Annotated in this window: 21 protein-coding genes; 12 read left to right on the forward strand and 9 right to left on the reverse strand. The window is 64.6% G+C overall.

From position 1 onward, the window contains the following. Positions 1 to 81 precede the first annotated feature (81 nt). The 9 genes from mdcA (at position 82) to madM (ending at position 7,531) form a co-directional block, all read left to right on the forward strand. On the forward strand, positions 82 to 1,758 hold the full coding sequence (gene mdcA, locus K675_RS0107720; protein WP_017902934.1) for a malonate decarboxylase subunit alpha: 1,677 nt from the start codon (positions 82 to 84) through the stop codon (positions 1,756 to 1,758). Continuing rightward, positions 1,759 to 2,787 (forward strand): triphosphoribosyl-dephospho-CoA synthase, encoded by a 1,029-nt coding sequence (locus tag K675_RS0107725; RefSeq protein WP_017902935.1) that lies wholly within the window; start codon positions 1,759 to 1,761, stop codon positions 2,785 to 2,787. Beyond that, positions 2,787 to 3,086 carry a malonate decarboxylase subunit delta gene (locus K675_RS0107730; protein ID WP_017902936.1) on the forward strand — a complete coding sequence of 100 codons (300 nt, stop codon included), beginning with the start codon at positions 2,787 to 2,789 and terminating at the stop codon, positions 3,084 to 3,086. The genes K675_RS0107725 and K675_RS0107730 overlap by 1 nt, the downstream gene beginning before the upstream one ends. Further along, on the forward strand, positions 3,079 to 3,930 hold the full coding sequence (locus tag K675_RS0107735; RefSeq protein ID WP_017902937.1) for a biotin-independent malonate decarboxylase subunit beta: 852 nt from the start codon (positions 3,079 to 3,081) through the stop codon (positions 3,928 to 3,930). Before K675_RS0107730 ends, K675_RS0107735 begins: the two co-directional genes overlap by 8 nt. After that, the gene (gene mdcE / locus K675_RS0107740; RefSeq protein WP_017902938.1) at positions 3,927 to 4,730 is read left to right on the forward strand and encodes a biotin-independent malonate decarboxylase subunit gamma; all 804 of its coding nucleotides are present in this window, start codon (positions 3,927 to 3,929) and stop codon (positions 4,728 to 4,730) included. The genes K675_RS0107735 and mdcE overlap by 4 nt, the downstream gene beginning before the upstream one ends. 6 nt (positions 4,731 to 4,736) lie before the next feature. After that, positions 4,737 to 5,363, forward strand: coding sequence for a malonate decarboxylase holo-ACP synthase (locus K675_RS0107745; protein WP_017902939.1), 627 nt, complete (start codon positions 4,737 to 4,739; stop codon positions 5,361 to 5,363). Beyond that, complete coding sequence (mdcH, locus tag K675_RS0107750; protein WP_017902940.1) at positions 5,360 to 6,289, forward strand: malonate decarboxylase subunit epsilon; 930 nt, start codon at positions 5,360 to 5,362, stop codon at positions 6,287 to 6,289. The genes K675_RS0107745 and mdcH overlap by 4 nt, the downstream gene beginning before the upstream one ends. 65 nt (positions 6,290 to 6,354) lie before the next feature. Continuing rightward, positions 6,355 to 6,765 (forward strand): malonate transporter subunit MadL, encoded by a 411-nt coding sequence (madL, locus tag K675_RS0107755; RefSeq protein WP_017902941.1) that lies wholly within the window; start codon positions 6,355 to 6,357, stop codon positions 6,763 to 6,765. A gap of 1 nt (position 6,766) precedes the next feature. Further along, positions 6,767 to 7,531, forward strand: coding sequence for a malonate transporter subunit MadM (gene madM / locus K675_RS0107760; RefSeq protein ID WP_017902942.1), 765 nt, complete (start codon positions 6,767 to 6,769; stop codon positions 7,529 to 7,531). 53 nt (positions 7,532 to 7,584) lie between these two features. On the opposite strand, the gene K675_RS0107765 is transcribed toward madM, so the two are convergent. Then, positions 7,585 to 8,499, reverse strand: a complete 915-nt coding sequence (locus K675_RS0107765; protein ID WP_017902943.1) for a LysR family transcriptional regulator — start codon at positions 8,497 to 8,499, stop codon at positions 7,585 to 7,587. 76 nt (positions 8,500 to 8,575) lie between these two features. Further along, positions 8,576 to 9,640, reverse strand: a complete 1,065-nt coding sequence (locus K675_RS0107770) for a TauD/TfdA family dioxygenase (protein WP_017902944.1) — start codon at positions 9,638 to 9,640, stop codon at positions 8,576 to 8,578. Positions 9,641 to 9,847: 207 nt separating this feature from the next. Between K675_RS0107770 and trhA the strand changes: the two genes are divergently transcribed. After that, positions 9,848 to 10,465: a PAQR family membrane homeostasis protein TrhA gene (gene trhA / locus K675_RS0107775; protein ID WP_017902945.1), complete on the forward strand. Its 618-nt coding sequence runs from the start codon at positions 9,848 to 9,850 to the stop codon at positions 10,463 to 10,465. 15 nt (positions 10,466 to 10,480) lie between these two features. Here trhA and K675_RS0107780 read toward each other — a convergent pair whose 3' ends face one another. Both K675_RS0107780 and K675_RS0107785 read right to left on the reverse strand, forming a co-directional pair. Beyond that, positions 10,481 to 11,200 (reverse strand): 16S rRNA (uracil(1498)-N(3))-methyltransferase, encoded by a 720-nt coding sequence (locus tag K675_RS0107780; protein ID WP_017902946.1) that lies wholly within the window; start codon positions 11,198 to 11,200, stop codon positions 10,481 to 10,483. Between the two features lie 46 nt (positions 11,201 to 11,246). Then, positions 11,247 to 12,653: an adenosylmethionine--8-amino-7-oxononanoate transaminase gene (locus tag K675_RS0107785; protein WP_017902947.1), complete on the reverse strand. Its 1,407-nt coding sequence runs from the start codon at positions 12,651 to 12,653 to the stop codon at positions 11,247 to 11,249. Between the two features lie 344 nt (positions 12,654 to 12,997). Here K675_RS0107785 and K675_RS0107790 point away from each other — a divergent pair, with 344 nt between their 5' ends. Together K675_RS0107790 and K675_RS0107795 are read left to right on the forward strand one after the other, a co-directional pair. Beyond that, entirely contained in the window at positions 12,998 to 13,549 is a 552-nt protein-coding gene (locus K675_RS0107790; RefSeq protein WP_026145017.1) for a cytochrome b, read from the forward strand. 31 nt (positions 13,550 to 13,580) lie between these two features. After that, positions 13,581 to 14,159, forward strand: coding sequence for a YceI family protein (locus K675_RS0107795; protein ID WP_017902949.1), 579 nt, complete (start codon positions 13,581 to 13,583; stop codon positions 14,157 to 14,159). Between the two features lie 154 nt (positions 14,160 to 14,313). Here the strand turns inward: K675_RS0107795 and K675_RS0107800 are convergent, their stop codons facing one another. The 5 genes from K675_RS0107800 to ahcY all read right to left on the reverse strand — a co-directional run bounded on the left by K675_RS0107800 (position 14,314) and on the right by ahcY (position 20,852). Next, positions 14,314 to 16,149, reverse strand: coding sequence for a DEAD/DEAH box helicase (locus K675_RS0107800; protein WP_017902950.1), 1,836 nt, complete (start codon positions 16,147 to 16,149; stop codon positions 14,314 to 14,316). 306 nt (positions 16,150 to 16,455) lie between these two features. Continuing rightward, positions 16,456 to 17,214 carry a substrate-binding periplasmic protein gene (locus tag K675_RS0107805; RefSeq protein WP_017902951.1) on the reverse strand — a complete coding sequence of 253 codons (759 nt, stop codon included), beginning with the start codon at positions 17,212 to 17,214 and terminating at the stop codon, positions 16,456 to 16,458. Between the two features lie 69 nt (positions 17,215 to 17,283). Then, positions 17,284 to 18,360, reverse strand: a complete 1,077-nt coding sequence (locus K675_RS0107810) for a hypothetical protein (protein ID WP_017902952.1) — start codon at positions 18,358 to 18,360, stop codon at positions 17,284 to 17,286. Between the two features lie 81 nt (positions 18,361 to 18,441). Beyond that, the gene (gene metF, locus K675_RS0107815) at positions 18,442 to 19,287 is read right to left on the reverse strand and encodes a methylenetetrahydrofolate reductase [NAD(P)H] (protein WP_017902953.1); all 846 of its coding nucleotides are present in this window, start codon (positions 19,285 to 19,287) and stop codon (positions 18,442 to 18,444) included. A 155-nt stretch (positions 19,288 to 19,442) separates the two neighbouring features. After that, positions 19,443 to 20,852, reverse strand: a complete 1,410-nt coding sequence (gene ahcY / locus K675_RS0107820; RefSeq protein WP_017902954.1) for an adenosylhomocysteinase — start codon at positions 20,850 to 20,852, stop codon at positions 19,443 to 19,445. Positions 20,853 to 20,854 lie beyond the last annotated feature (2 nt).

The following is a 20,854-nucleotide window of genomic DNA, read 5'->3' on the forward strand; positions in this document are numbered from 1 at the left end:
TAGTTCGCCGCCGGGCTTGATTGATGCCCTGTGCAATCGCTCCTACTGTCTAGTCCACGACAGCGAACCCGTGGAGCGAGCATGACAACCCCCAATTCCCCCGACCCGCGCTGGACGCGGCGCCGTGCCGAGAAGCAGCGCCGTCTCGAACAGGTGCGGGCACTCGCCGATGGCGTGGTGTTACCGACCGTGCAGATCGTCGCCGCCCTGGAAGCCCTGATCATGCCCGGCGATCGGGTGGTGCTGGAGGGCAACAACCAGAAGCAGGCGGATTTCCTCTCCCGTTCCCTGGCCCAGGTCGACCCGGGCCGGCTCCACGATTTGCACATGATCATGCCCAGCGTCGGTCGTGCCGAGCACCTGGACCTGTTCGAGCGCGGTATCGCCCGCAAGCTGGACTTTTCCTTCGCCGGCACCCAGAGCTTGCGCATCAGTCAGTTGCTGGAAGACGGCCTGCTGGAAATCGGCGCGATCCACACCTACATCGAACTGTACGCGCGGCTGGTGGTGGACCTGATTCCCAACGTGGTGCTCAGCGCCGGCTTCATGGCCGACCGCGCCGGCAACATCTACACCGGCCCCAGCACCGAAGACACTCCGGCGCTGATCGAGCCGGCGGCGTTCAGCGACGGCATCGTGATCGTCCAGGTCAATCAGTTGGTCGACGATGTCAGTGAGTTGCCACGGGTGGACATTCCCGCGTCCTGGGTCGATTTCGTCGTGGTGGCCGACCGGCCGTTCTACATCGAACCACTCTTCACCCGCGACCCGCGGCATATCAAGCCGGTGCATGTGCTGATGGCGATGATGGCGATTCGCGGGATCTACGAAAAACACAACGTGCAGTCGCTCAACCACGGGATCGGCTTCAACACCGCCGCCATCGAACTGATCCTGCCGACCTATGGCGAGTCCCTGGGCCTGAAGGGCAAGATCTGCCGCAACTGGACGCTCAACCCGCATCCGACGCTGATTCCGGCGATCGAAAGCGGCTGGGTCGACAGTGTTCATTGCTTCGGTACCGAACTGGGCATGGAGAACTACATCGCCGCCCGGCCGGACGTGTTTTTCACCGGGCGCGACGGTTCGCTGCGCTCGAACCGGATGGTTTGCCAACTGGCCGGGCAGTACGCGGTGGACCTGTTCATCGGCGCGACCCTGCAGGTCGATGGCGACGGTCATTCCTCCACGGTCACCCGTGGTCGCCTGGCCGGCTTCGGCGGAGCACCGAACATGGGCCACGATCCCCGTGGCCGGCGGCATGGTACCCCGGCCTGGCTCGATATGCGTCTGGACAGCGGCGATGCCCCCGAGGCCCTGCTCGAACGCGGCAAGAAACTGGTGGTGCAGATGGTCGAGACCTTCCAGGAAGGCGGTAAGCCGACTTTCGTCGAAACCCTCGATGCCGTCGAGGTGGCACGCAAAAGCGGCATGCCGCTGGCACCGATCATGATCTATGGCGACGATGTCACTCACCTGTTGACCGAGGAGGGCATCGCCTACCTGTACAAGGCCCGCTCCCTGGAGGAGCGTCAGGCGATGATCGCCGCCGTGGCCGGGGTCACCGCCATCGGCCTGCGACACAAGCCCGAGGACACGGCACGGCTGCGGCGCGAAGGGCTTATCGCCCTGCCCGAGGACCTGGGCATCCGCCGCACCGACGCCAGCCGTGAACTGCTCGCGGCCAAGAGCGTGGCCGACCTGGTGGAGTGGTCCGGTGGCCTCTACAACCCGCCCGCACGGTTCAGGAGCTGGTAAATGCACGCCTTCAATCTGCAGCCCCAATCCCTTTCATTGTCCGAGCGCCTGGCGGACTTCGCGGTGGAAGCGCTGATCGACGAGGCCGACCTGTCGCCCAAGCCGGCCCTGGTGGACCGGCGTGGCAGCGGTGCGCACAGCGACCTGCACCTGGGCCTGATGCATGCCTCGGCACTGTCCTTGTGGCCGATGTTCAAGGAAATGGCCGATGCGGCGATATCCAGCCGAGAGCAAACCTTGTGGCGAGCGGGCTTGCCCGCGTCGGGTTGCGAAGCGACCCTGAAACCTGAGATCACGGAGTGTCAGGTTGATCTGGACGCCAGGGTTTACGACGGCTGCGCCGCCGAACGCGGGCAAGCCCGCTCGCCACAACAAGCCCGTTCGCCACATTCAGTTACCGCAATCGACTTGCCGTTGCGCGAAGCCCTTGGACGTATCGGCCGCGAAGGCGAGCAGGCAATGCTCAAGACCACTGGCGGGGTCAATACCCACCGTGGGGCGATCTGGGCCCTGGGTCTGCTGGTGGCTGCCGCGGCTCTGGAGCCTGCCACCCATTGCGCCGAGAGCCTGACACTGCGGGCCGCGCGCCTGGCCTTGCTGGAAGATCGGCATGCGCCGCAGGGAAACAGCCACGGACAACAAGTGGCCCGGCGTTATGGGGCCCGAGGCGCGCGGGAAGAGGCGCAGCTCGGTTTCCCGGTTGTCACCCGGCTCGGCCTGCCACAACTGCGGCGCAGCCGCCAGGCCGGTCACGGAGAGCAGAACGCCCGGCTGGATGCGTTGCTGGCGATCATGACCTGCCTGGCCGACACCTGCGTGCTCTACCGCGCCGGCCTGCCGGGCCTGCAGGCCATGCAGCAGGGTGCCCGCGCGGTGCTGGAAGCCGGCGGCAGTGCCAGCCTGGCCGGCCGGCGCCGCCTGCATGAACTGGATCAACAGCTTTTGGCGATGAATGCGTCACCCGGCGGCGCGGCGGACCTGCTCGCGGCCTGCCTGCTGATCGATCGTCTCGAACAGGAAGCCTTGTGATGGAAAAACTGTCCTTCGAATTCCCCGCCGGGCAACCGCCCAAGGGTCGTGCCCTGGTGGGTTGCGTCGGCTCCGGCGACCTGGAAGTGCTGCTCGAACCCGGTCGCCCCGGCACCTTGTCGATTCAGGTGACCACTTCGGTCAATGGCAGCGCCATCCGCTGGCAGCACCTGTTCGATCGCCTGTTCGACGGCCGTCTGCCACCGGCGCTGGCGATCGATATCCACGACTTCGGCGCCACTCCGGGCGTGGTCCGCCTGCGCCTGGAACAAGGCTTCGAGGAGATCGGCCATGACTGACAGCGCACATCTGTTGAACAAGCACAGTTTCGTCGAACTCGGTGCCCGGCAGCGGGCGCGGGCGTTGCTCGACAGCGGCAGTTTCCGCGAGCTGCTCGACCCCTTTGCCCGGGTCATGTCGCCCTGGCTCGAACGCCAGGGGGTGGTGCCCCAGGCCGATGACGGCGTGGTGATCGCCAAGGGCAGTGTCGATGGCCTGCCGGTGGTGATCGCCGCCATCGAGGGCGCCTTCCAGGGTGGCAGCCTCGGTGAGGTGGGGGGCGCGAAGATCGCCGGCGCCCTGGAACTGGCTGCCGAGGACAACCGCAAGGGCATCCCGACCCGTGCCGTGCTGCTGCTTGAAACCGGTGGCGTGCGCCTTCAGGAAGCCAACCTGGGTTTGGCGGCCATTGCCGATATCCACGCGGCGATCGTCGATCTGCGCCGCTACCAGCCGGTGATCGGCGTGGTGGCCGGCAGTGTCGGCTGCTTTGGTGGCATGTCCATCGCGGCGGCGCTGTGCAGCTACCTGGTGGTGACCCGGGAGGCCCGTCTGGGCCTCAATGGGCCGCAGGTGATCGAACAGGAGGCGGGGCTGGAGGAATACGACTCCCGTGACCGGCCCTTCATCTGGAGCCTGACCGGTGGCGAGCAGCGTTTCGCCAGTGGCCTGGTGGATCGTTATGTGAGTGATGACGTGGCCTCGATCCGGCAACAGGTCGCTGCCCTGCTGGAGGCCGGCCTGCCCGAGGTCCAGCGTAGCCGGCAGGCGGACTGGTACCTGCAACGGCTGGCCGCGCTGGATGCCGCACCGCAGATCGACCCCGCCACCGTTCGCCGTCTTTTCCAAGGAGATCGTCCATGAGCGCCCCGTCACTGCGCGGTTTGCATTGGTTCCAGGCCCTGGCTGGCGACGCCGCCGAGATCGCCGGCCTGCCGGCTTCGTTGAGGGTCGCCGATATCCGCCTGGGTGACCAGCCGGCCCGGCTGCTGGCGGTGGTACCCGATGCGGCCAACCGTTTTGCCCGTGCCCGCAGCGGCGAAGTCGGCCTGCTGGAAGGTTGGAACCTGGCCAGGGCGGTGGATCAGGTCATCGACGCCGATGCTGCCAGCACACGCAAGCGTGCACTGATCGCCATCGTCGATGTGCCGAGCCAGGCCTATGGGCGTCGCGAGGAAGCCCTGGGCATCCACCTGGCCCTGGCCGCGGCCGCCGACAGCTATGCCCGCGCCCGCCTGGCGGGGCATGCGGTGATCGGGTTGCTGGTGGGCAAGGCGATGTCCGGGGCGTTTCTCGCCCACGGCTACCAGGCCAACCGGCTGATCGCCCTGCGCGATCCGGGGGTGATGGTGCATGCCATGGGCAAGGCGTCGGCGGCGCGGGTGACCCTGCGCAGTGTCGAGGAGCTGGAAAGCCTGGCCGCCAGCGTACCGCCGATGGCCTATGACATCGACAGCTATGCCAGCCTGGGTCTGCTCTGGAAGGTCCTTGATGTGCAGCGGATCGAGCAGCCGACAGCGGAGGATCTGGCGAGCGTGCAGGACTGCCTGGCCGCCGCCATCGGCGACGCGACGCAGCGCGGCACGGACCTGGGCGGACGGCTGGGGGCGCAAAACCGCGCTGCGTCCAGCCGGGTCCGGCAACTGCTGCGCGAGCAGTGGTGAGTGACGATGCGTAGCGATACCTATCTTCCCCACGACCTGCTCTGGGGGCTGAGCCCGGAGCAACTGCCGGCGCAGGCGCCGGCTTGGGTGGCCGAGGCCCTGGACCAGGGGCAGCCGGTGGTGCTGCGGCGGGCGCCGGCGAGCGCGGAGCAACTGCCGGTGGGCGTACGCGGGGCGTTGCGTGAGCAGCGTTTTGCCACGTTGCTGCCGCGGGCACGGGTCGAGCGCCGGGTCTGCCCGGAGGCACTGGTCGACAGTCCGCTGGCCACGCGGGATTGGCCGGCGTTGCGGGCGCTACGCCAGTTGCGGCCGTTGCTCGATGCCTTGGGATTGGCCTGGGGCGTCAGCGGCAGTGCCGGTTTCGAATTGGCGACCGGTCTGCCGACCCTGCATGCGCAGAGCGACCTGGACCTGATCCTGCGCACGCCCCACGTGCTGTCGCGGCGCGAGGCTGCCGCTTTGCTGCAACAGCTCGACAACCCGTTCTGCCGTGTCGACCTGCAATTGCAGACCCCGCTGGGTGCGGTGGCGCTGGCTGAATGGGCGGGCCAGGCGCAACGGGTGCTGCTCAAGGCGGACTCGGGCGCACGGCTGGTGGCCGATCCCTGGAACCGGCCGGAGCAGGCAGCGTGAGCAGCCTGCTGGCGTTTCCCGGCCAGGGCGCGCAACAGCCCGGCATGCTGCGGCGCCTGCCCGATGCGACGGTGGTTCGCCAATGCCTGGTCGAAGCCGGCGAGGTGCTGGGAGAGGACCTGGCGCTGCTGGACACGGAACAGGCGCTGGCCTCGACCCGCGCGGTTCAGCTCTGCCTGCTGATCGCCGGCGTGGCCGGTGCCCGGCTGCTGCTGGAGGACACCTCGTCACCGGCTTATGTCGCCGGCCTGTCGATCGGCGCCTACCCGGCGGCGGTGCTGGCCGGGGTACTGGAGTTCAGCGATGCCCTGCGCCTGGTCAGCCTGCGCGGGCAACTGATGCAAACGGCTTATCCACAGGGCTATGGCATGACCGCGTTGATCGGTCTGGAACTGGCGGCTGTGGATAAGTTATTGGCCCAGGTCCATGGCCCACAGACGCCGGTCTACCTGGCGAACATCAATGCCGACAACCAATGCGTGATCGCCGGCAGCGATGGCGCGATGGCCGCGGTTGGCGCCGCGATGAAACAGGGCGGTGTGGCCCGGCGCCTGGCGGTCAGTGTGCCGTCCCACTGTCCGTTGCTGGAGGAGCCGGCACAGGCGTTGGCGGCCGCATTCGCCGATGTTCCGATGCGGGCGCCGCGCCTGGGCTACTTGAGCGGCAGCAGTGCCCGGCTGCTGCGGACTGCCGAACAGATTCGCGATGACCTGGCCTTCAACATGTGCCGGCTCGTCGATTGGCGCGGCACCGTGCAAAGCGCCTACGAGCGCGGTGTGCGCCTGCAGATCGAACTGCCACCGGGCTCGGTGTTGACCGGCCTGGCGCGACGGGTATTCGAACAGGGCAGCGTGATCGCCTTCGACGGTGCCCGGCTGGACAGTCTCAAGGCACTGCTGGATGAGGAGGGACGCCGCCACCGATAGAGACCGGCTGCTGCTTCGAAGGACAAAAACAACAACTTCGACAATGCGATGCGAGGATAACAACAATGATTATTTACGGTGTGGCACTGCTGGCGGCCTGTACCTTGGCCGGGGTGGTTCTGGGAGACATGCTCGGCGTGTTGCTGGGGGTCAAGTCCAATGTCGGCGGGGTCGGGATCGCCATGATCCTGTTGATCTGCGCCCGGTTGTGGATGCACAGGCACGGCGGCATGAGCAAGGAGTGCGAAATGGGCGTCGGCTTCTGGGGCGCCATGTACATCCCGGTGGTGGTCGCCATGGCGGCCAACCAGAACGTGGTCACCGCGCTGCACGGTGGCCCGGTGGCGGTGCTGGCGGCCGTCGGTTCGGTGCTGCTGTGTGGCTGCACCATCGCCCTGATCAGCCGGACCAACAAGGGCGAGCCGTTGCCGGCCGAGCCGTCGGTGGCGGATGCCCATGTCGCGGGAGGTCGCTGACATGTGGGCTATCGTCGAGAAGGCATTGGAGCACAATGGGCTGATCACCGCGTTCGCGCTGGTCGGAGTGGTGATGTGGCTGTCGGTGCTGCTCTCCCGGCACCTGACTCTGGGCCGCATCCATGGTTCGGCGATCGCCATCGTGATCGGCCTGGTACTGGCCTGGATCGGCGGCACGTTGACCGGTGGGCAGAAGGGCCTGGCCGACATGGCGCTGTTTTCCGGTATCGGCCTGATGGGCGGCGCCATGCTGCGTGACTTCGCGATCGTCGCGACCGCCTTCGAGGTACAGGCCACCGAGGCGAGGAAGGCCGGACTGATTGGCGCGGTTTCCCTGTTGCTCGGTACCGTGCTGCCGTTCATTGTCGGTGCGGGCATGGCCTGGGCCTTCGGTTATCGCGATGCGGTGAGCATGACCACCATCGGTGCCGGGGCGGTGACCTATATCGTCGGCCCGGTGACCGGCGCGGCGATCGGTGCCAGTTCCGATGTGATCGCCTTGTCGATCGCCACGGGGCTGATCAAGGCGATCATCGTGATGGTCGGCACGCCGGTGGCCGCGCGCTGGATGGGCCTGGACAACCCGCGCTCGGCGATGGTGTTCGGTGGACTGGCCGGTACGGTCAGTGGTGTCACGGCCGGCCTGGCCGCCACGGACCGGCGGCTGGTGCCCTACGGTGCGTTGACGGCGACCTTCCACACCGGGCTGGGCTGCCTGCTTGGGCCATCGGTGCTGTTCTTCATCGTGCGTGGCCTGGTGGGTTGACCCTTCTGTAGGAGACGGCCGGGCGGCGCTCCTACAGAAATGCAGTGGCGAGCTCAGGGGCGGTGGTTGGCGTACATCCGGCACTCGGCCAGGAGCGCCAGCAGGTTGGGGTCGCGTTCCTTGGCCTTGAGGAACACCACGCCGATGTGCTGCTGCAGGTGGTAGCGCGCCTGCAGTGGAATCAGCTTCACCCGGTTCTCGTACACCGCGGCGATCCGCCCGGGCAGCAGGGCGTAGCCGACGCCGGAACTGACCATGCTCAGCAGGGTGAAGATGTCGTTGACCTGCATCGCCACCTTGGGCTCGAAACCCGCCTGTTCGAACACCCGGTTGCCGTCGCGATGGGTGGCGAAGCCCTGGGTCAGGGTGATGAAGGTCATGTCGCGCAGGTCCGCCAGGTCGACCTCGGCCTGCTGGGCGAACGGCGAGTCGGCGGGCGTGGCGAGAAAGATATCGTCGGAGAACAGCGGCAGGTGCCCGCAGTCCGGATCATGGGTGGTTTCGTCCAGCGACACCAGGATCGCATCCACTTCCATGTTCCTGAGCTTGTACAGCAGGTCGATGTTCGAGCCGAGGATCAGGTCGATGTTCAGCTCGCTGCGGCGGATCTTCAGGCCCATGATCAGCTGCGGCACGGTCTTCACCGTCAGCGAATAAAGCGAGCCGAGCTTGAAGCGCTCGGCGGAGAAACCGGCGGCCTCGCGGGTCATGCGCACGCTTTCGACCACGTCCTGGATCAGTTTCTGTGCCCGCTCCTCCAGCACATAGGCGCTCTCCAGCGGCGTCAGGTTACGTCCCTCGTGCTTGAACAGCGGGCAGCGCAGGGCGTTTTCCAGGGAATGGATGGCGCGGTGCACGCTGACGTTGCTGGTCTGCAGCTCGGCCGCCGCCCGGGCCAGGTTGCCGGTGCGCATGAAGGCCAGGAACACTTGCAGCTTTTTCAGGGTCAGTTCTTCATCGATCAACATGGGACGGGCTCATTTTCGAATGCTCCGATTGTGCCCAAGTCCCGGCGAGTTGGCTGGGGCTTTTTGTCGTCGTCACTCAACCGGACAGGCCGTTGCGGGCCGCGAGCCGCTGTTGGAAGGCTCGCAGCGGCTCATCGACCGGACACCCCTGGTAGCCGCCGCGCAGGGCCTTGGCCCTGACGTTGCCGTAGGCCGGCAGAAAGCTCTCAGGCAGTGCCCGGCTGCAGGCGGTGGCATGCCACTGGCGCAGCAGGTGGCGCTGGCGGCCGGGCTGGCTGCTGTCGGTAAAGCTGGTGCGGGCGTGGCAGACCAGGTGGTTGTTGAGAAACTGCAGGTCGCCGGGCAGCAGTTCCAGTTCCAGGCACATGTCCGGCAGGCAGGCGGTGTCATGCACCGCGTTCAGTGCGGCACGGGCCATGTTGCTCAGGCGCGGCGCCCCCGGCAGGCGCTCGCAATCGAGGTTGCGCTGGCGATAGAAGCGGCTGGCGAACACGCCATGCTCCAGGGCGAACACCGGGCAGAGGAAGAAGCGCCGCTCGCTGGCGCTGTCGTGAGTCGGGTCGTAGAACGCCAGAGGCTGGTAGAGCGCCTGGCACAACGCCGGGTTCTCGCGCATCAGGCGGTCGTGCACGGCCCGCAGGCTGGCCAGGCGGAACAGCCCGCCGCGGGCCGCCTGACGCAGGCAGAGCAGGGTGGTCAGGTCGCAGGCATCGGTGTGGAACTCCATGGACCGGCTGGTGATGTGATTGCGATGGGTCGCCTGATGCGGCTGCTGGCGGTCACGGACATCAACCAGTAACTCGCCTGCATGATTCTGTACCAGCGGTACGCCCAGGTGCAGGCCGATGCCCCAGGCGAGCAGGCGGGCCTGTTCGGGGGTCTTGTCGGCCACGGGAAAGCCGGTGATCAGGAATACTCCGAAGCCGTGCTCGGTCTCCAGGACGGCCCGTTGCAGCAGTTCATGTACCGTCGGCAGGGGGAAGTCACGCGGGGTCATGTCCAGCGGCGATTTGCCCCGGCGTGTTGCATAGTCCAGGGCGCAATCGATCTCGATGACCTGGGCGCGGTCGAGGCGGTGTATCCAGGACAGCGAGTGCTCGATCAGCTTTTCTCGGTTCCAGGCCTGGAGGGTGCGGGTCATGGTGGGCTTCCGTGGGCTGATGATTCGGGACTCCCATTTTCTGTATCACCCGGTATTTTTTTTTTAATCTATGGAGCGAAATCCGGAAGCCTGTTTCCTCTTTCAGGGTAGGAAGCGGCTGTACAGGGTATCGGGCGCCTGGGCCAGGCATGACCCTCCGGTACCGAACCTGATGAAGTGTCCTGAAGCATAGGAGGTGGGCGGTACATGTATCACGGGGAACGACTCAACGCCTGGACCCATCTGGTCGGGGCGGTACTGGCGAGCATCGGCGCGATCTGGCTGCTGGTGATGGCAAGCCTCGATGGCAGCCCGTGGAAGATTGTCAGCGTGGCGATCTACGGGGTCACGCTGATGACCCTCTACAGTGTTTCGACCGTGTACCACAGCGTGCGCGGGCGGGCGAAGGTGATCATGCAGAAGGTCGATCATCTGTCGATCTACCTGCTGATCGCCGGCAGCTACACGCCGTTCTGCCTGGTGACCTTGCGCGGGCCTTGGGGCTGGACGCTGTTCGGCATCGTCTGGGGCCTGGCGGTGATCGGCATGCTGCAGGAGATCAAGCCGCGCTCGGAGGCGCGGATCCTGTCGATCGTGATCTATGCGGTGATGGGCTGGATCGTGCTGGTGGCGATCAAGCCGTTGCTGGCGGCACTGGGCATGGCCGGTTTCATCTGGCTGGCCACGGGTGGCGCGTTGTACACCCTGGGCATCATCTTCTTTGCCCTGGACCACCGCCTGCGGCACTCCCACGGGATCTGGCACCTGTTCGTGATCGCCGGCAGCGCGCTGCACTTCGTGGCGATCTTCTGGTACGTGATCTGAGACCCCGGCAAAGGATCAGAAGTCGCCCCACAGCTGTTGGGCCACCGCCAGGGCCACGACCGGCGCGGTCTCGGTGCGCAGCACGCGCGGACCGAGGCGGGCTGGCAGGTAGCCGGCCTTGGCCGCCTGTTCGACTTCGGAGTCGGACAGGCCGCCCTCCGGACCGATCAGGAACGCCAGGCTGGCCGGCCTGGGGTGGCTGGTCAGCGGTTCGGCCACCGGGTGCAGCACCAGCTTCAGGTCGGCCTGGGTCTGCTTCAGCCATTCGCCCAGCGTCAGCGGCGGATGAATCACCGGCAGGGTGGAGCGGCCGCACTGTTCGCAGGCACTGATCGCGATCTGCCGCCAGTGGGCCAGGCGCTTGTCGGCCCGCTCGTCCTTGAGCCGGACTTCGCAGCGTTCGCTGACGATCGGGGTGATTTCGCTCACGCCCAGTTCGGTGGCTTTCTGGATCGCCCAGTCCATCCGTTCGCCACGGGACAGTCCCTGGCCGAGGTGGATGTGCAGCGGCGAGTCCGGCTGGCCGGCGAAGCTTTCGGTCAGTTGCACGCGTACGTGCTTCTTGCCGACTTCCAGCAGGCTGCCGAGGAATTCGTTGCCCGAGCCGTCGAACACCTGCAGCGCGTCGCCCTCGGCCATGCGCAGCACGCGGCCGATGTAGTGGGCCTGGGCTTCCGGCAGTGCGTGTTCGCCGAGGCTCAGCGGGGCGTCGATGAAGAAGCGGGACAGTCTCATGGTGGATCTCTGAATATCGGAATGATGTGTAGCCTGGGCCGGCATCCTAGCCCGGATCACGGAAATCCGGGTGGAAATTCTCCGGCACCGCCACGCTGATCGTGCTGCGGGTGGCGATATCGATCCCCTCGCTGGCCACTTCGGCGAGGAAGTCGATCTGCTCCGGGGTGATCACGTAGGGCGGCAGGAAGTACACCACGTTGCCCAGCGGGCGGAGCAGGGCGCCGCGTTCCAGGGCATGCTGGAACACCTTGAGGCCACGGCGTTCCTGCCAGGGGTAGGCGGTCTTGCTGGCCTTGTCCTGGACCATCTCGATCGCCAGGGCCATGCCGGTCTGGCGGACTTCGGCGACGTTCGGGTGATCGACCAGGTGGGCGGTGGAACTGGCCATCCGCCGGGCCAGGGCCCGGTTGTTCTCGATGACGTTGTCCTGCTCGAAGATATCCAGGGTCGCCAGCGCCGCCGCACAGGCCAGCGGGTTGCCGGTGTAGCTGTGGGAGTGGAGGAACGCGCGCAGGGTCGGGTAGTCGTCGTAGAACGCGTCGTAGACCTCGTCGGTGGTCAGGCACGCCGCCAGGGGCAGGTAGCCACCGGTGAGCGCCTTGGACAGGCAGAGGAAGTCCGGACGGATACCGGCCTGCTCGCAGGCGAACATCGTGCCGGTGCGGCCGAAGCCCACGGCGATTTCATCGTGGATCAGGTGCACGCCGTAGCGGTCGCAGGCCTCGCGCAGCAGCTTGAGGTAGACCGGATGGTACATGCGCATGCCGCCAGCGCCCTGGATCAGCGGTTCGACGATCACCGCGGCGACGCTCTGGTGGTTGTCCGCCAGGGTCTGTTCCATCACCTGGAACATATTACGCGAATGCTCTTCCCAGCTCATGCCTTGCGGACGCAGGTAGCAGTCCGGGCTTGGTACCTTGAGGGTGTCCAGCAGCAGCGCCTTGTAGGTTTCGGTGAACAGCGGCACGTCGCCCACCGACATCGCCGCCACGGTTTCGCCGTGGTAGCTGTTGGTCAGGGTGATGTAACGCTTTTTCTGCGGCTGGCCACGGTTGAGCCAGTAGTGAAAGCTCATCTTCAGCGCGACTTCGATGCAGGACGAGCCGTTGTCGGCGTAGAAGCACCGGGTCAGCCCCTCGGGCGTCAGCTTCACCAGACGCTCGGACAGCTCGATCACCGGCTGGTGGCTGAAACCGGCAAGGATCACGTGCTCAAGCTGGTCGACCTGGTCCTTGATGCGCTGGCTGATGCGCGGGTTGCAGTGGCCGAACACGTTGACCCACCAGGAACTGACGGCATCGAGGTAGCGCCTGCCATCGAAATCCTCCAGCCACACGCCTTCGCCGCGCTTGATGGGGATCATCGGCAGTTGCTCGTGATCTTTCATCTGGGTGCAGGGATGCCACAGCACCGCGAGGTCGCGTTGCATCCACCGGTTGTTCAGGCTCATTTCCAATCTCCCACGGGCGCCTCGCGACAGGCGCGGGCCAACAATCGCGCAAGCCTATGCAATGCCGGGCAATGGGACAACCCGTGCAAGGCATCCAGGCACAACGTAGCGGATGAAACGCCCGGTCGGCGTGGCACGCAGCATTTGCCGCGATGATCTTCCGGCACGCCGAATAAAGTCGCGTCCTGGCGTGTTCCGGATAGGCGGCGACCTTAATATTTTCTTAACCCGCTCGTTTCAGACTTATGATCGTATTTCTCGATATTTCAAAGCGAAATTTTTCGCTTTAATTCGATAGGTAAACCATTAGTCTTGGGCGCAGTACTTACAGGATGTCTTCGACCATGCAGCTACGTAATTCCTCTTCCCGCTACGGTGCAGTCAGCATGTTCCTGCACTGGGGCGTGGCTCTGGTGGTCTTCGGTCTTTTTGCGCTGGGCTTGTGGATGGTCGGTCTCGACTACTACAGCGAGTACCGCAAGGCCGCTCCGGATCTGCATAAAAGTATCGGCTTGACCCTGTTCGCGGTGATGGTCGTACGGCTGGTCTGGCGCTTCGTCAGCCCGCCGCCGCCGGCACCGTCCAATCATGGCCGCCTGACCCGACTGGGGGCGAAGTTCGGCCATGCGTTCCTCTATCTGGGCCTTTTCGCCCTGATGTTCTCCGGGTACCTGATTTCCACCGCAGAAGGTGTCGGGATTCCGGTGTTCAATCTGTTCGACGTGCCGGCCTGGATTTCCAGCATCCCCGACCAGGCGGATGTGGCTGGCACGGTGCACCTGTACCTGGCCTGGACCGTGGTTATCTTTGCCGTTCTCCATGGCCTGGCCGCGCTGAAACACCACTTTATCGATCGTGATGCGACGCTGACCCGCATGCTGGGTCGCAAAGCCTGATGTTCAACCTCGACTCAAAAGGAATAGAAGTATGTTGAAAAAGACTCTCGCCGCCCTGGCAATCGGTACTGCACTGTTCACTGCCGGTCAGGCGATGGCCGCTGACTACGTGATCGACAAGGAAGGCCAGCACGCCTTCATCGACTGGAAGATCAGCCACCTGGGCTACAGCTTCGTACACGGTACCTTCAAGGACTGGAGCGGCAAGTTCAGCTTCGACGCCAAGGCGCCTGAAGCGAGCAAGATCGAGGTCGAACTGAAGACCGCCAGCCTGTTCTCCAACCACGCCGAGCGTGACAAGCACATCGCCAGCAAGGACTTCCTGGACGTTGCCAAGTATCCGGAAGCCAAGTTCGTCTCCACCAGTGTCAAATCCACTGGCGAGAAGACGGCTGACGTGACCGGTGACCTGACCCTGCACGGCGTGACCAAGCCGGTGACCTTCAAGGCCACCTTCAACGGTGAAGGCAAGGACCCATGGGGCGGCTACCGTGCCGGCTTCAACGGTACCACCACCCTCAACCTGAACGATTTCGGCATCAAGGGGCCGGGCCCGTCTTCCCAGACCCTGGACCTGGACATCTCCTTCGAAGGCGTACAGGCCAAGTAACACCTTCCCGGCATGAGCAGAGCTTGCTCGCGAAGGGGCCGATGGGCATGGCTTCGCGGGCAAACCCTACTCCTTCCTGCCGGAGAAGCGGGCCACAATGAAAAACGCCCCCGGTTCTCGCGAGCCGGGGGCGTTTTTCATTGCCTGGGAAACATCAGCGGTTGCGGGTCAGCAACGCCGGTTTTTCACCGCGTGGGCGGTTCGGCAACTGGTCCAACTGTTCAGGCGTCAGGGAGCGATCGATTTTCGACTCCTTGTGCATGATTTTCGGCTGGTTCTCACGTGGGCTTTTCACCGCCGGTTCCTGGCGGAACGCCTGATCGTCACGGGCCGGACGACGGTTGCGCGAGTCGTCGCGACGCGGCTGACCATCGCGCGATGCGCCATTGCGGCCATTGCGCTTCTGGGTGCCCGTGCCAGCACCTGCGCCGTTGCTGCCGCGCTGGCCATTCTGCCGGCCCTGGCCCTGGGGGGCACCGCCACGGGCTGCGCCTTGTCCGCCGCCGCCAGGACGACGCCCACGGCCCTGTGGCTTGGCGGCCTGGGGTACGTAGTCGACACGGTTACCGAAGTTGTCCACGTCATCATCGAGGAACTCTTCCGGGTCACGATCCGGCGCCGGGCGCGGGATTTGGCGCTGCTGGGGCTGCTGCTCGCGAGGTTTGTGCTCGCGGGCCGGACGCTCGCCGCGACCACTGTTCGCCGACTTCTCCTTGCCCCCCTTGTCCTTGCCCTTGTCCTTGCGGCCACTGCCGCCGCCGTCGCCACGCGGAGCCCGGGCGTTGCGCGGGTTGCGGCCTTCCGGACGCTCGCGCGCTTCCGGCTTTTCCGCTTCCACGGCGCTGGCGTCGAAGCCCATCAGGTCGCCGTCGGCGATCTTCTGCCTGGTCATGCGCTCGATGCTTTTCAGCAACTTCTCTTCGTCCGGGGCGACCAGGGAAATCGCCTCGCCCGAACGACCGGCGCGGCCGGTACGACCGATGCGGTGCACGTAGTCTTCATCGACGTTCGGCAGTTCGAAGTTGACCACATGTGGCAATTGGTCGATATCCAGGCCGCGGGCGGCGATATCGGTGGCGACCAGGATGCGGATCTCGCCGGCCTTGAAGTCGGCCAGGGCCTTGGTGCGGGCGTTCTGGCTCTTGTTGCCGTGGATCGCCGCGGCGGTCAGGCCGTGCTTGTCCAGGTACTCGGCCAGGCGGTTGGCGCCGTGCTTGGTGCGGGTGAACACCAGCACCTGTTCCCAGGCGCCGGTGGTGATCAGGTGGGCCAGCAGGGCGCGCTTGTGGCTGGCGGCCAGGCGGAACACACGCTGTTCGATACGCTCGACCGTGGTGTTCGGCGGCGTCACCTCGATGCGTTCCGGGTTGTGCAGCAGCTTGCTGGCCAGGTCGGTGATGTCCTTGGAGAAGGTCGCCGAGAACAGCAGGTTCTGCCGCTTGGCCGGCAGCCGCGCGAGGACCTTCTTCACGTCATGGACGAAGCCCATGTCGAGCATGCGGTCGGCTTCGTCCAGCACGAGGATTTCCACGTGGGACAGGTCGACACTGCCTTGCCCGGCCAGGTCCAGCAGGCGCCCCGGGCAAGCGACGAGCACGTCGACGCCACGGGCCATGGCCTGGATCTGCGGGTTCATGCCGACACCGCCGAAAATGCAGGCACTGACGAATTTCAGGTCGCGGGCATAGAGCTTGAAGCTGTCGTGCACCTGGGCGGCCAGTTCGCGGGTCGGGGTCAGGACCAGAACGCGCGGTTGGCGCGGGCCGTGACGCTGGGATTTGTCCGGGTGACCGTTGGGGAACAACCGCTCCAGAATCGGGAGGGCGAAGCCGCCGGTTTTACCAGTACCTGTCTGTGCCGCGACCATCAGGTCGCGACCTTGCAACACGGCGGGAATGGCCCGCTGTTGCACCGGAGTAGGCTCGGTATAGCCGGCAGCCTCGATGGCGCCGACCAAAGCCTCGGAGAGACCGAGGGAAGCAAAGGACATGAGTAATCCTGTTCAGTTAGGGCAAAGCCCGATGGGAATCTTGCCTGGCGCGAATGGCATCTGGGAGCTGAACGAAAGCGGCCGGCAGCGTGTGCGGCGTTTTCCTGTTCGGTCCTGGAGGACGCAATCCCGTCCGGTAATGCTGGATCTTGAGGCTCTACGCACGGCGCGCGCTGGCTCTTGGGCGGCGCAGGTCACTGTGTCGGAATACCTGATGCAAGGTCGAGCGTCCGGGCGTAAGCCTGGCGGGAACACCGGAGTATAACAGAGCAATCGGTCTGTGCCGCTTTCCTGCTGCTCAACGGTTCACTGCTTTTTTCCGCTGTCGGGCGAGCCGGCATAGCGGACGTTGAGTTCGGCATAGGCCGGTTCGCGCTTGAACCGCTTGAGTTCGGCGTTGAATCGCTGCATCAGCAGGTCCATGCCGGTATTGCGGCGCAGGGCCAGGTATTGCCGGTTACGGCTGATCACGGTCGGGTACTGGACGATCCGCTCCTGCAGATTCAACTCGTTGAGCACATGCTGGCCGACGCGGCGGTCGGTGATCAGCAGGTCGATGCGCCCCAGCGCGAGCTTGCCGAAGTTGGATTCCTGGCTGGGAGCCGGTTCGCGTCGGAACAGGCGCGATTCATTGAATTGCGGGCTGTACTGGTAACCAGGGGAGACGCCCACGGTCAGCCCGCGCAGGTCATCCAGGCTGTCGAACGGGTGGGGGTGGGCCTTGGCGTAGAAGAGCACGAATTCCACTTCGGAGAGGGCTTCTGCGGGATAGAGCAGCTTGTCGTCGCGCTGACTGCTGTGAAAGATGTCCAGAACACCGTCGGCCTTGCCCTGTTCGAGCATCGCCAGGCAGCGTTTCCAGGGCAGGAACTGCCATTCCACCTCGATCCCCAGGCGCTGGAAGACGATCGCCGTGGTCTCGTAGTCCAGTCCCTTGGTCTGGCCATTCTCCTCGAAGACATAGGGCGCCCAGGGTTCGGTGACGATACGCAGTCGCTCGCCGCGGGCCGTCAGGCTCAGGCAAGTCAGGAGAATGGCTGTCAGAAGCTGGGCAATGACGGGCATTGCCAGAGAGTACGCTGGAGAGGCGACAAATAGCCAGAGGCCCGTGACAGCTCTGCTCCGGGAGTATTGTCAGGTGGTCCGGATCAGGTGCTGGTAGATAGTGTCGCGTCGTTTTCCCAGTACCAGACGGATGATCGGCTGATTGAACCAGCGCTCCAACTGATGAGCGTCCAGGTCTTCCTTTTGGCGGCTCTGGGCGTTTTCACGCGCTTTGTCCCACCAGACCGGCGAGCAGGCCTGGTCGAACTCGTTGGTGTGCCGGTAGCAGCCGTAGAGAATCTCGCGCATGAACTGGCGTTGATTTCCTGGCAGTGCCAGTGTGACCAGCTTGTAAAGCATGCGCTGCAAGGCGGGAGGGCGTGGCAGGGTTGCTGTTACCTTGGCTGTGTCATCGAGGGCGGCCTGGCTGGTCGGTGCGTCCCCATGTTTTTTCAGCCACGCCTGGGTTTTCGCCCGGAACAACTGCTTGCGACTCCAGTAATGGTGGATCAGGTCGGGGCACTCACGTACTTCACGGTTCCTGTAGGCCGCCACCGACAGGCAGAACTCTTCGAGCGTATAGGCGCCGTTGGCCAGTGGGAACAGTTCGTCCATCAGTTGGATCGACCGATCCAGCACTTCGGCATCGCTGCGCATCAGACCGATGACACCTGAGTTGAGCAAGGGCATCTGGTCGTCGGCGAGCTGTCTTTCCAGAAGCTGCGGTGCCAATGCCTTATACAGGATCGAGTCCTTGTTGGCTCCATAGTGCAGGCCGAAGGCGTTGCATAGCACTACGCCTGGCTGAACCCGGCGAAACAGCTCCAGCGGTGAAACGTGGAAAAAAGTGTCCGTGTCGATCAACAGGGCCTTTTCATGTTGCTCCAGCACTGTGCGCAGCAGGACGTGCTTGGTTCGGAAATGGTAGCCGTGAGGTGCGCTCCACTGCGTACGAGTGGCGGCATCCAGAAGGTGAACATGGACCGGCAGTTGCCGATAAGGCTGGGGATCATCCGTGAACACCTGGATGTCGAGCGCCTCGTCTGGTGTTTCCCTGAGGCCTGCCAGGGCGCTGCAGATACTGAAGATTGCTTCCTGGTGGTAGGTATGGGCCCCGAATACCAGGTAGACCAGTTGAGGGGTGGCGGTTGACGGGACGCTGGACATTGGATTGTGGTCTTCCATGAAGTGCTTGGGCAGTAAAAAAGGCCTTGGGTTCTCCAAGGCCTCTGCTGGGTTGTCGCCGAATCAGCGCGGCAGCTTGAGGTTGTTCCACACCGCGAGGCTCGGTTCGGCCAGGTTCAGGGTATAGAAATGCAGCCCCGGGGCACCGCCTTGCAGCAGGCGTTCGCACATCTCGGTGATCACCTGCTCGCCGAAGGCCTGGATGCTCTGACTGTCATCGCCGTAGGCTTCCAGCTGCTTGCGGATCCAGCGTGGGATTTCCGCGCCGCAGGCGTCGGAGAAGCGTGCCAGCTTGCTGTAGTTGGTGATCGGCATGATGCCCGGCACGATCGGGATGTTCACGCCCATTGCCCGTACGCGGTCGACGAAGTAGAAGTAGCTGTCGGCGTTGAAGAAGTACTGGGTGATCGCGCTGTCGGCACCGGCGTTGGCCTTGTGCACGAAGTGCCGGATGTCGTCTTCGAAATTGCGCGCCTGCGGGTGCATTTCCGGGTAGGCGGCGACTTCGATGTGGAAATGGCTGCCGGTCTCTTCACGGATGAAGCTGACCAGGTCGTTGGCGTGGCGCAGCTCGCCGCTGGCCATGCCCATGCCGGAGGGCAGGTCGCCGCGCAGGGCAACGATACGCTGGATACCGGCGTCCTTGTATTGGCTCAGCAGGCCGCGCAGGTCGTTCTTGCTGTCGCCCACGCAGGACAGGTGGGGAGCGGAAGGAATCTTCACTTCGTTCTCGAGTTGCAACACGGTGTTGAGCGTGCGGTCGCGGGTCGAGCCGCCGGCACCGTAGGTGCAGGAGAAGAAGTCGGGGTTGTGGCTGGCCAACTGGCGGGCAGTGGCGAGCAGCTTTTCATGCCCAGCATCGGTCTTGGTCGGGAAGAACTCGAAGCTGTAGCGACGATCTTGGGACATGGTAATACCTGTGGAAGCTCAGAATACCAGTGTGGGAGCCGCTTGCCCACGATGCGGGGGCCTCGGTTGTGCAACCGTACCGAGGCGCCGCCATCGCCGGCAAGCCAGCTCCCACAACAGCCTGCTCTCGCCGGGAGAGCAGGCAACCAGGCCGATCAGTAGCGGTAGGCGTGCGGCTTGAACGGACCTTCGACGCTCACGCCGATGTAGTCGGCCTGGGTCTTGGTCAGTTGGGTGACCACGCCGCCGAAGCCGCGGACCATTTCCAGGGCCACTTCCTCGTCGAGCTTCTTCGGCAGTACTTCAACGGTCAGGCGCTCGGCTTTCTGCGCGGGCGACAGGTCGGCGTACTTCTGGCCGAACAGGAAGATCTGCGCCAGTACCTGGTTGGCGAACGAACCGTCCATGATGCGGCTCGGGTGACCGGTGGCGTTGCCCAGGTTCACCAGGCGGCCTTCTGCCAGCAGGATCAGGTAGTCGTCGTTCTGTGGGTCGAAAGCTCCAGGGCCGGTGCGGTGGATCTTGTGCACCTGTGGCTTCACCTCTTCCCATGCCCAGTTCTTGCGCATGAAGGCGGTGTCGATCTCGTTGTCGAAGTGGCCGATGTTGCAGACCACGGCGCGCTTCTTCAGGGCCTTGAGCATGTTCGCATCGCAGACGTTGACGTTACCGGTGGTGGTGACGATCAGGTCGATCTTGCCCAGCAGGGCCTTGTCGATGCTGGCTTCGGTGCCGTCGTTGATACCGCCGATGAACGGCGAGACCACTTCGAAACCGTCCATGCAGGCCTGCATGGCGCAGATCGGGTCGACTTCGGTGACCTTGACGATCATGCCTTCCTGGCGCAGGGACTGGGCCGAACCCTTGCCCACGTCGCCGTAGCCGATCACCAGGGCCTGCTTGCCGGACAGCAGGTGGTCGGTACCACGCTTGATCGCGTCGTTCAGGCTGTGACGGCAGCCGTACTTGTTGTCGTTCTTGCTCTTGGTGACCGAGTCGTTGACGTTGATGGCCGGGATCTTCAGCTCGCCCTTGGCCAGCATGTCCAGCAGGCGGTGTACACCGGTGGTGGTTTCTTCGGTGACGCCGTGGACTTTCTCCAGAACCTGCGGGTATTTCTTGTGCAGCAGTTCGGTCAGGTCACCACCGTCGTCGAGGACCATGTTGGTGTCCCATGGCGCGCCATCCTTGAGGATGGTCTGCTCCAGGCACCACTCGTACTCCTGCTCGGTTTCACCTTTCCAGGCGAAGACCGGGATGCCGGCAGCGGCGATGGCGGCAGCGGCCTGGTCCTGGGTGGAGAAGATGTTGCAGGACGACCAGCGGACTTCGGCACCCAGGGCAACCAGGGTCTCGATCAGCACGGCGGTCTGGATGGTCATGTGGATGCAGCCCAGGATCTTGGCGCCCTTGAGCGGTTGCTCGGCCAGATACTTGCGGCGCAGACCCATCAGGGCCGGCATTTCCGACTCGGCGATGATGATTTCGCGACGGCCCCAGGCAGCCAGGGACATGTCGGCGACCTTGTAGTCGGTGAAATCTGCAGGCGTGTTGACAGCGCTCATGA

This window comes from Pseudomonas fuscovaginae SE-1 (assembly GCF_000364705.1).
GTDB classification, from domain to species: Bacteria; Pseudomonadota; Gammaproteobacteria; order Pseudomonadales; family Pseudomonadaceae; genus Aquipseudomonas; species Aquipseudomonas fuscovaginae_A.

What these genes read in the sequence shown, in the direction of transcription:
- mdcA (WP_017902934.1), top strand. Translation starts at nt 82, where the DNA reads ATGACAACCCCCAATTCCCCCGACCCGCGCTGGACGCGGCGCCGTGCC.
- K675_RS0107725 (WP_017902935.1), top strand. Translation starts at nt 1,759, where the DNA reads ATGCACGCCTTCAATCTGCAGCCCCAATCCCTTTCATTGTCCGAGCGC.
- K675_RS0107730 (WP_017902936.1), top strand. Translation starts at nt 2,787, where the DNA reads ATGGAAAAACTGTCCTTCGAATTCCCCGCCGGGCAACCGCCCAAGGGT.
- K675_RS0107735 (WP_017902937.1), top strand. Translation starts at nt 3,079, where the DNA reads ATGACTGACAGCGCACATCTGTTGAACAAGCACAGTTTCGTCGAACTC.
- mdcE (WP_017902938.1), top strand. Translation starts at nt 3,927, where the DNA reads ATGAGCGCCCCGTCACTGCGCGGTTTGCATTGGTTCCAGGCCCTGGCT.
- K675_RS0107745 (WP_017902939.1), top strand. Translation starts at nt 4,737, where the DNA reads ATGCGTAGCGATACCTATCTTCCCCACGACCTGCTCTGGGGGCTGAGC.
- madL (WP_017902941.1), top strand. Translation starts at nt 6,355, where the DNA reads ATGATTATTTACGGTGTGGCACTGCTGGCGGCCTGTACCTTGGCCGGG.
- madM (WP_017902942.1), top strand. Translation starts at nt 6,767, where the DNA reads ATGTGGGCTATCGTCGAGAAGGCATTGGAGCACAATGGGCTGATCACC.
- K675_RS0107765 (WP_017902943.1), bottom strand. Translation starts at nt 8,499, where the DNA reads ATGTTGATCGATGAAGAACTGACCCTGAAAAAGCTGCAAGTGTTCCTG.
- K675_RS0107770 (WP_017902944.1), bottom strand. Translation starts at nt 9,640, where the DNA reads ATGACCCGCACCCTCCAGGCCTGGAACCGAGAAAAGCTGATCGAGCAC.
- trhA (WP_017902945.1), top strand. Translation starts at nt 9,848, where the DNA reads ATGTATCACGGGGAACGACTCAACGCCTGGACCCATCTGGTCGGGGCG.
- K675_RS0107780 (WP_017902946.1), bottom strand. Translation starts at nt 11,200, where the DNA reads ATGAGACTGTCCCGCTTCTTCATCGACGCCCCGCTGAGCCTCGGCGAA.
- K675_RS0107785 (WP_017902947.1), bottom strand. Translation starts at nt 12,653, where the DNA reads ATGAGCCTGAACAACCGGTGGATGCAACGCGACCTCGCGGTGCTGTGG.
- K675_RS0107790 (WP_026145017.1), top strand. Translation starts at nt 12,998, where the DNA reads ATGCAGCTACGTAATTCCTCTTCCCGCTACGGTGCAGTCAGCATGTTC.
- K675_RS0107795 (WP_017902949.1), top strand. Translation starts at nt 13,581, where the DNA reads ATGTTGAAAAAGACTCTCGCCGCCCTGGCAATCGGTACTGCACTGTTC.
- K675_RS0107800 (WP_017902950.1), bottom strand. Translation starts at nt 16,149, where the DNA reads ATGTCCTTTGCTTCCCTCGGTCTCTCCGAGGCTTTGGTCGGCGCCATC.
- K675_RS0107805 (WP_017902951.1), bottom strand. Translation starts at nt 17,214, where the DNA reads ATGCCCGTCATTGCCCAGCTTCTGACAGCCATTCTCCTGACTTGCCTG.
- K675_RS0107810 (WP_017902952.1), bottom strand. Translation starts at nt 18,360, where the DNA reads ATGTCCAGCGTCCCGTCAACCGCCACCCCTCAACTGGTCTACCTGGTA.
- metF (WP_017902953.1), bottom strand. Translation starts at nt 19,287, where the DNA reads ATGTCCCAAGATCGTCGCTACAGCTTCGAGTTCTTCCCGACCAAGACC.
- ahcY (WP_017902954.1), bottom strand. Translation starts at nt 20,852, where the DNA reads ATGAGCGCTGTCAACACGCCTGCAGATTTCACCGACTACAAGGTCGCC.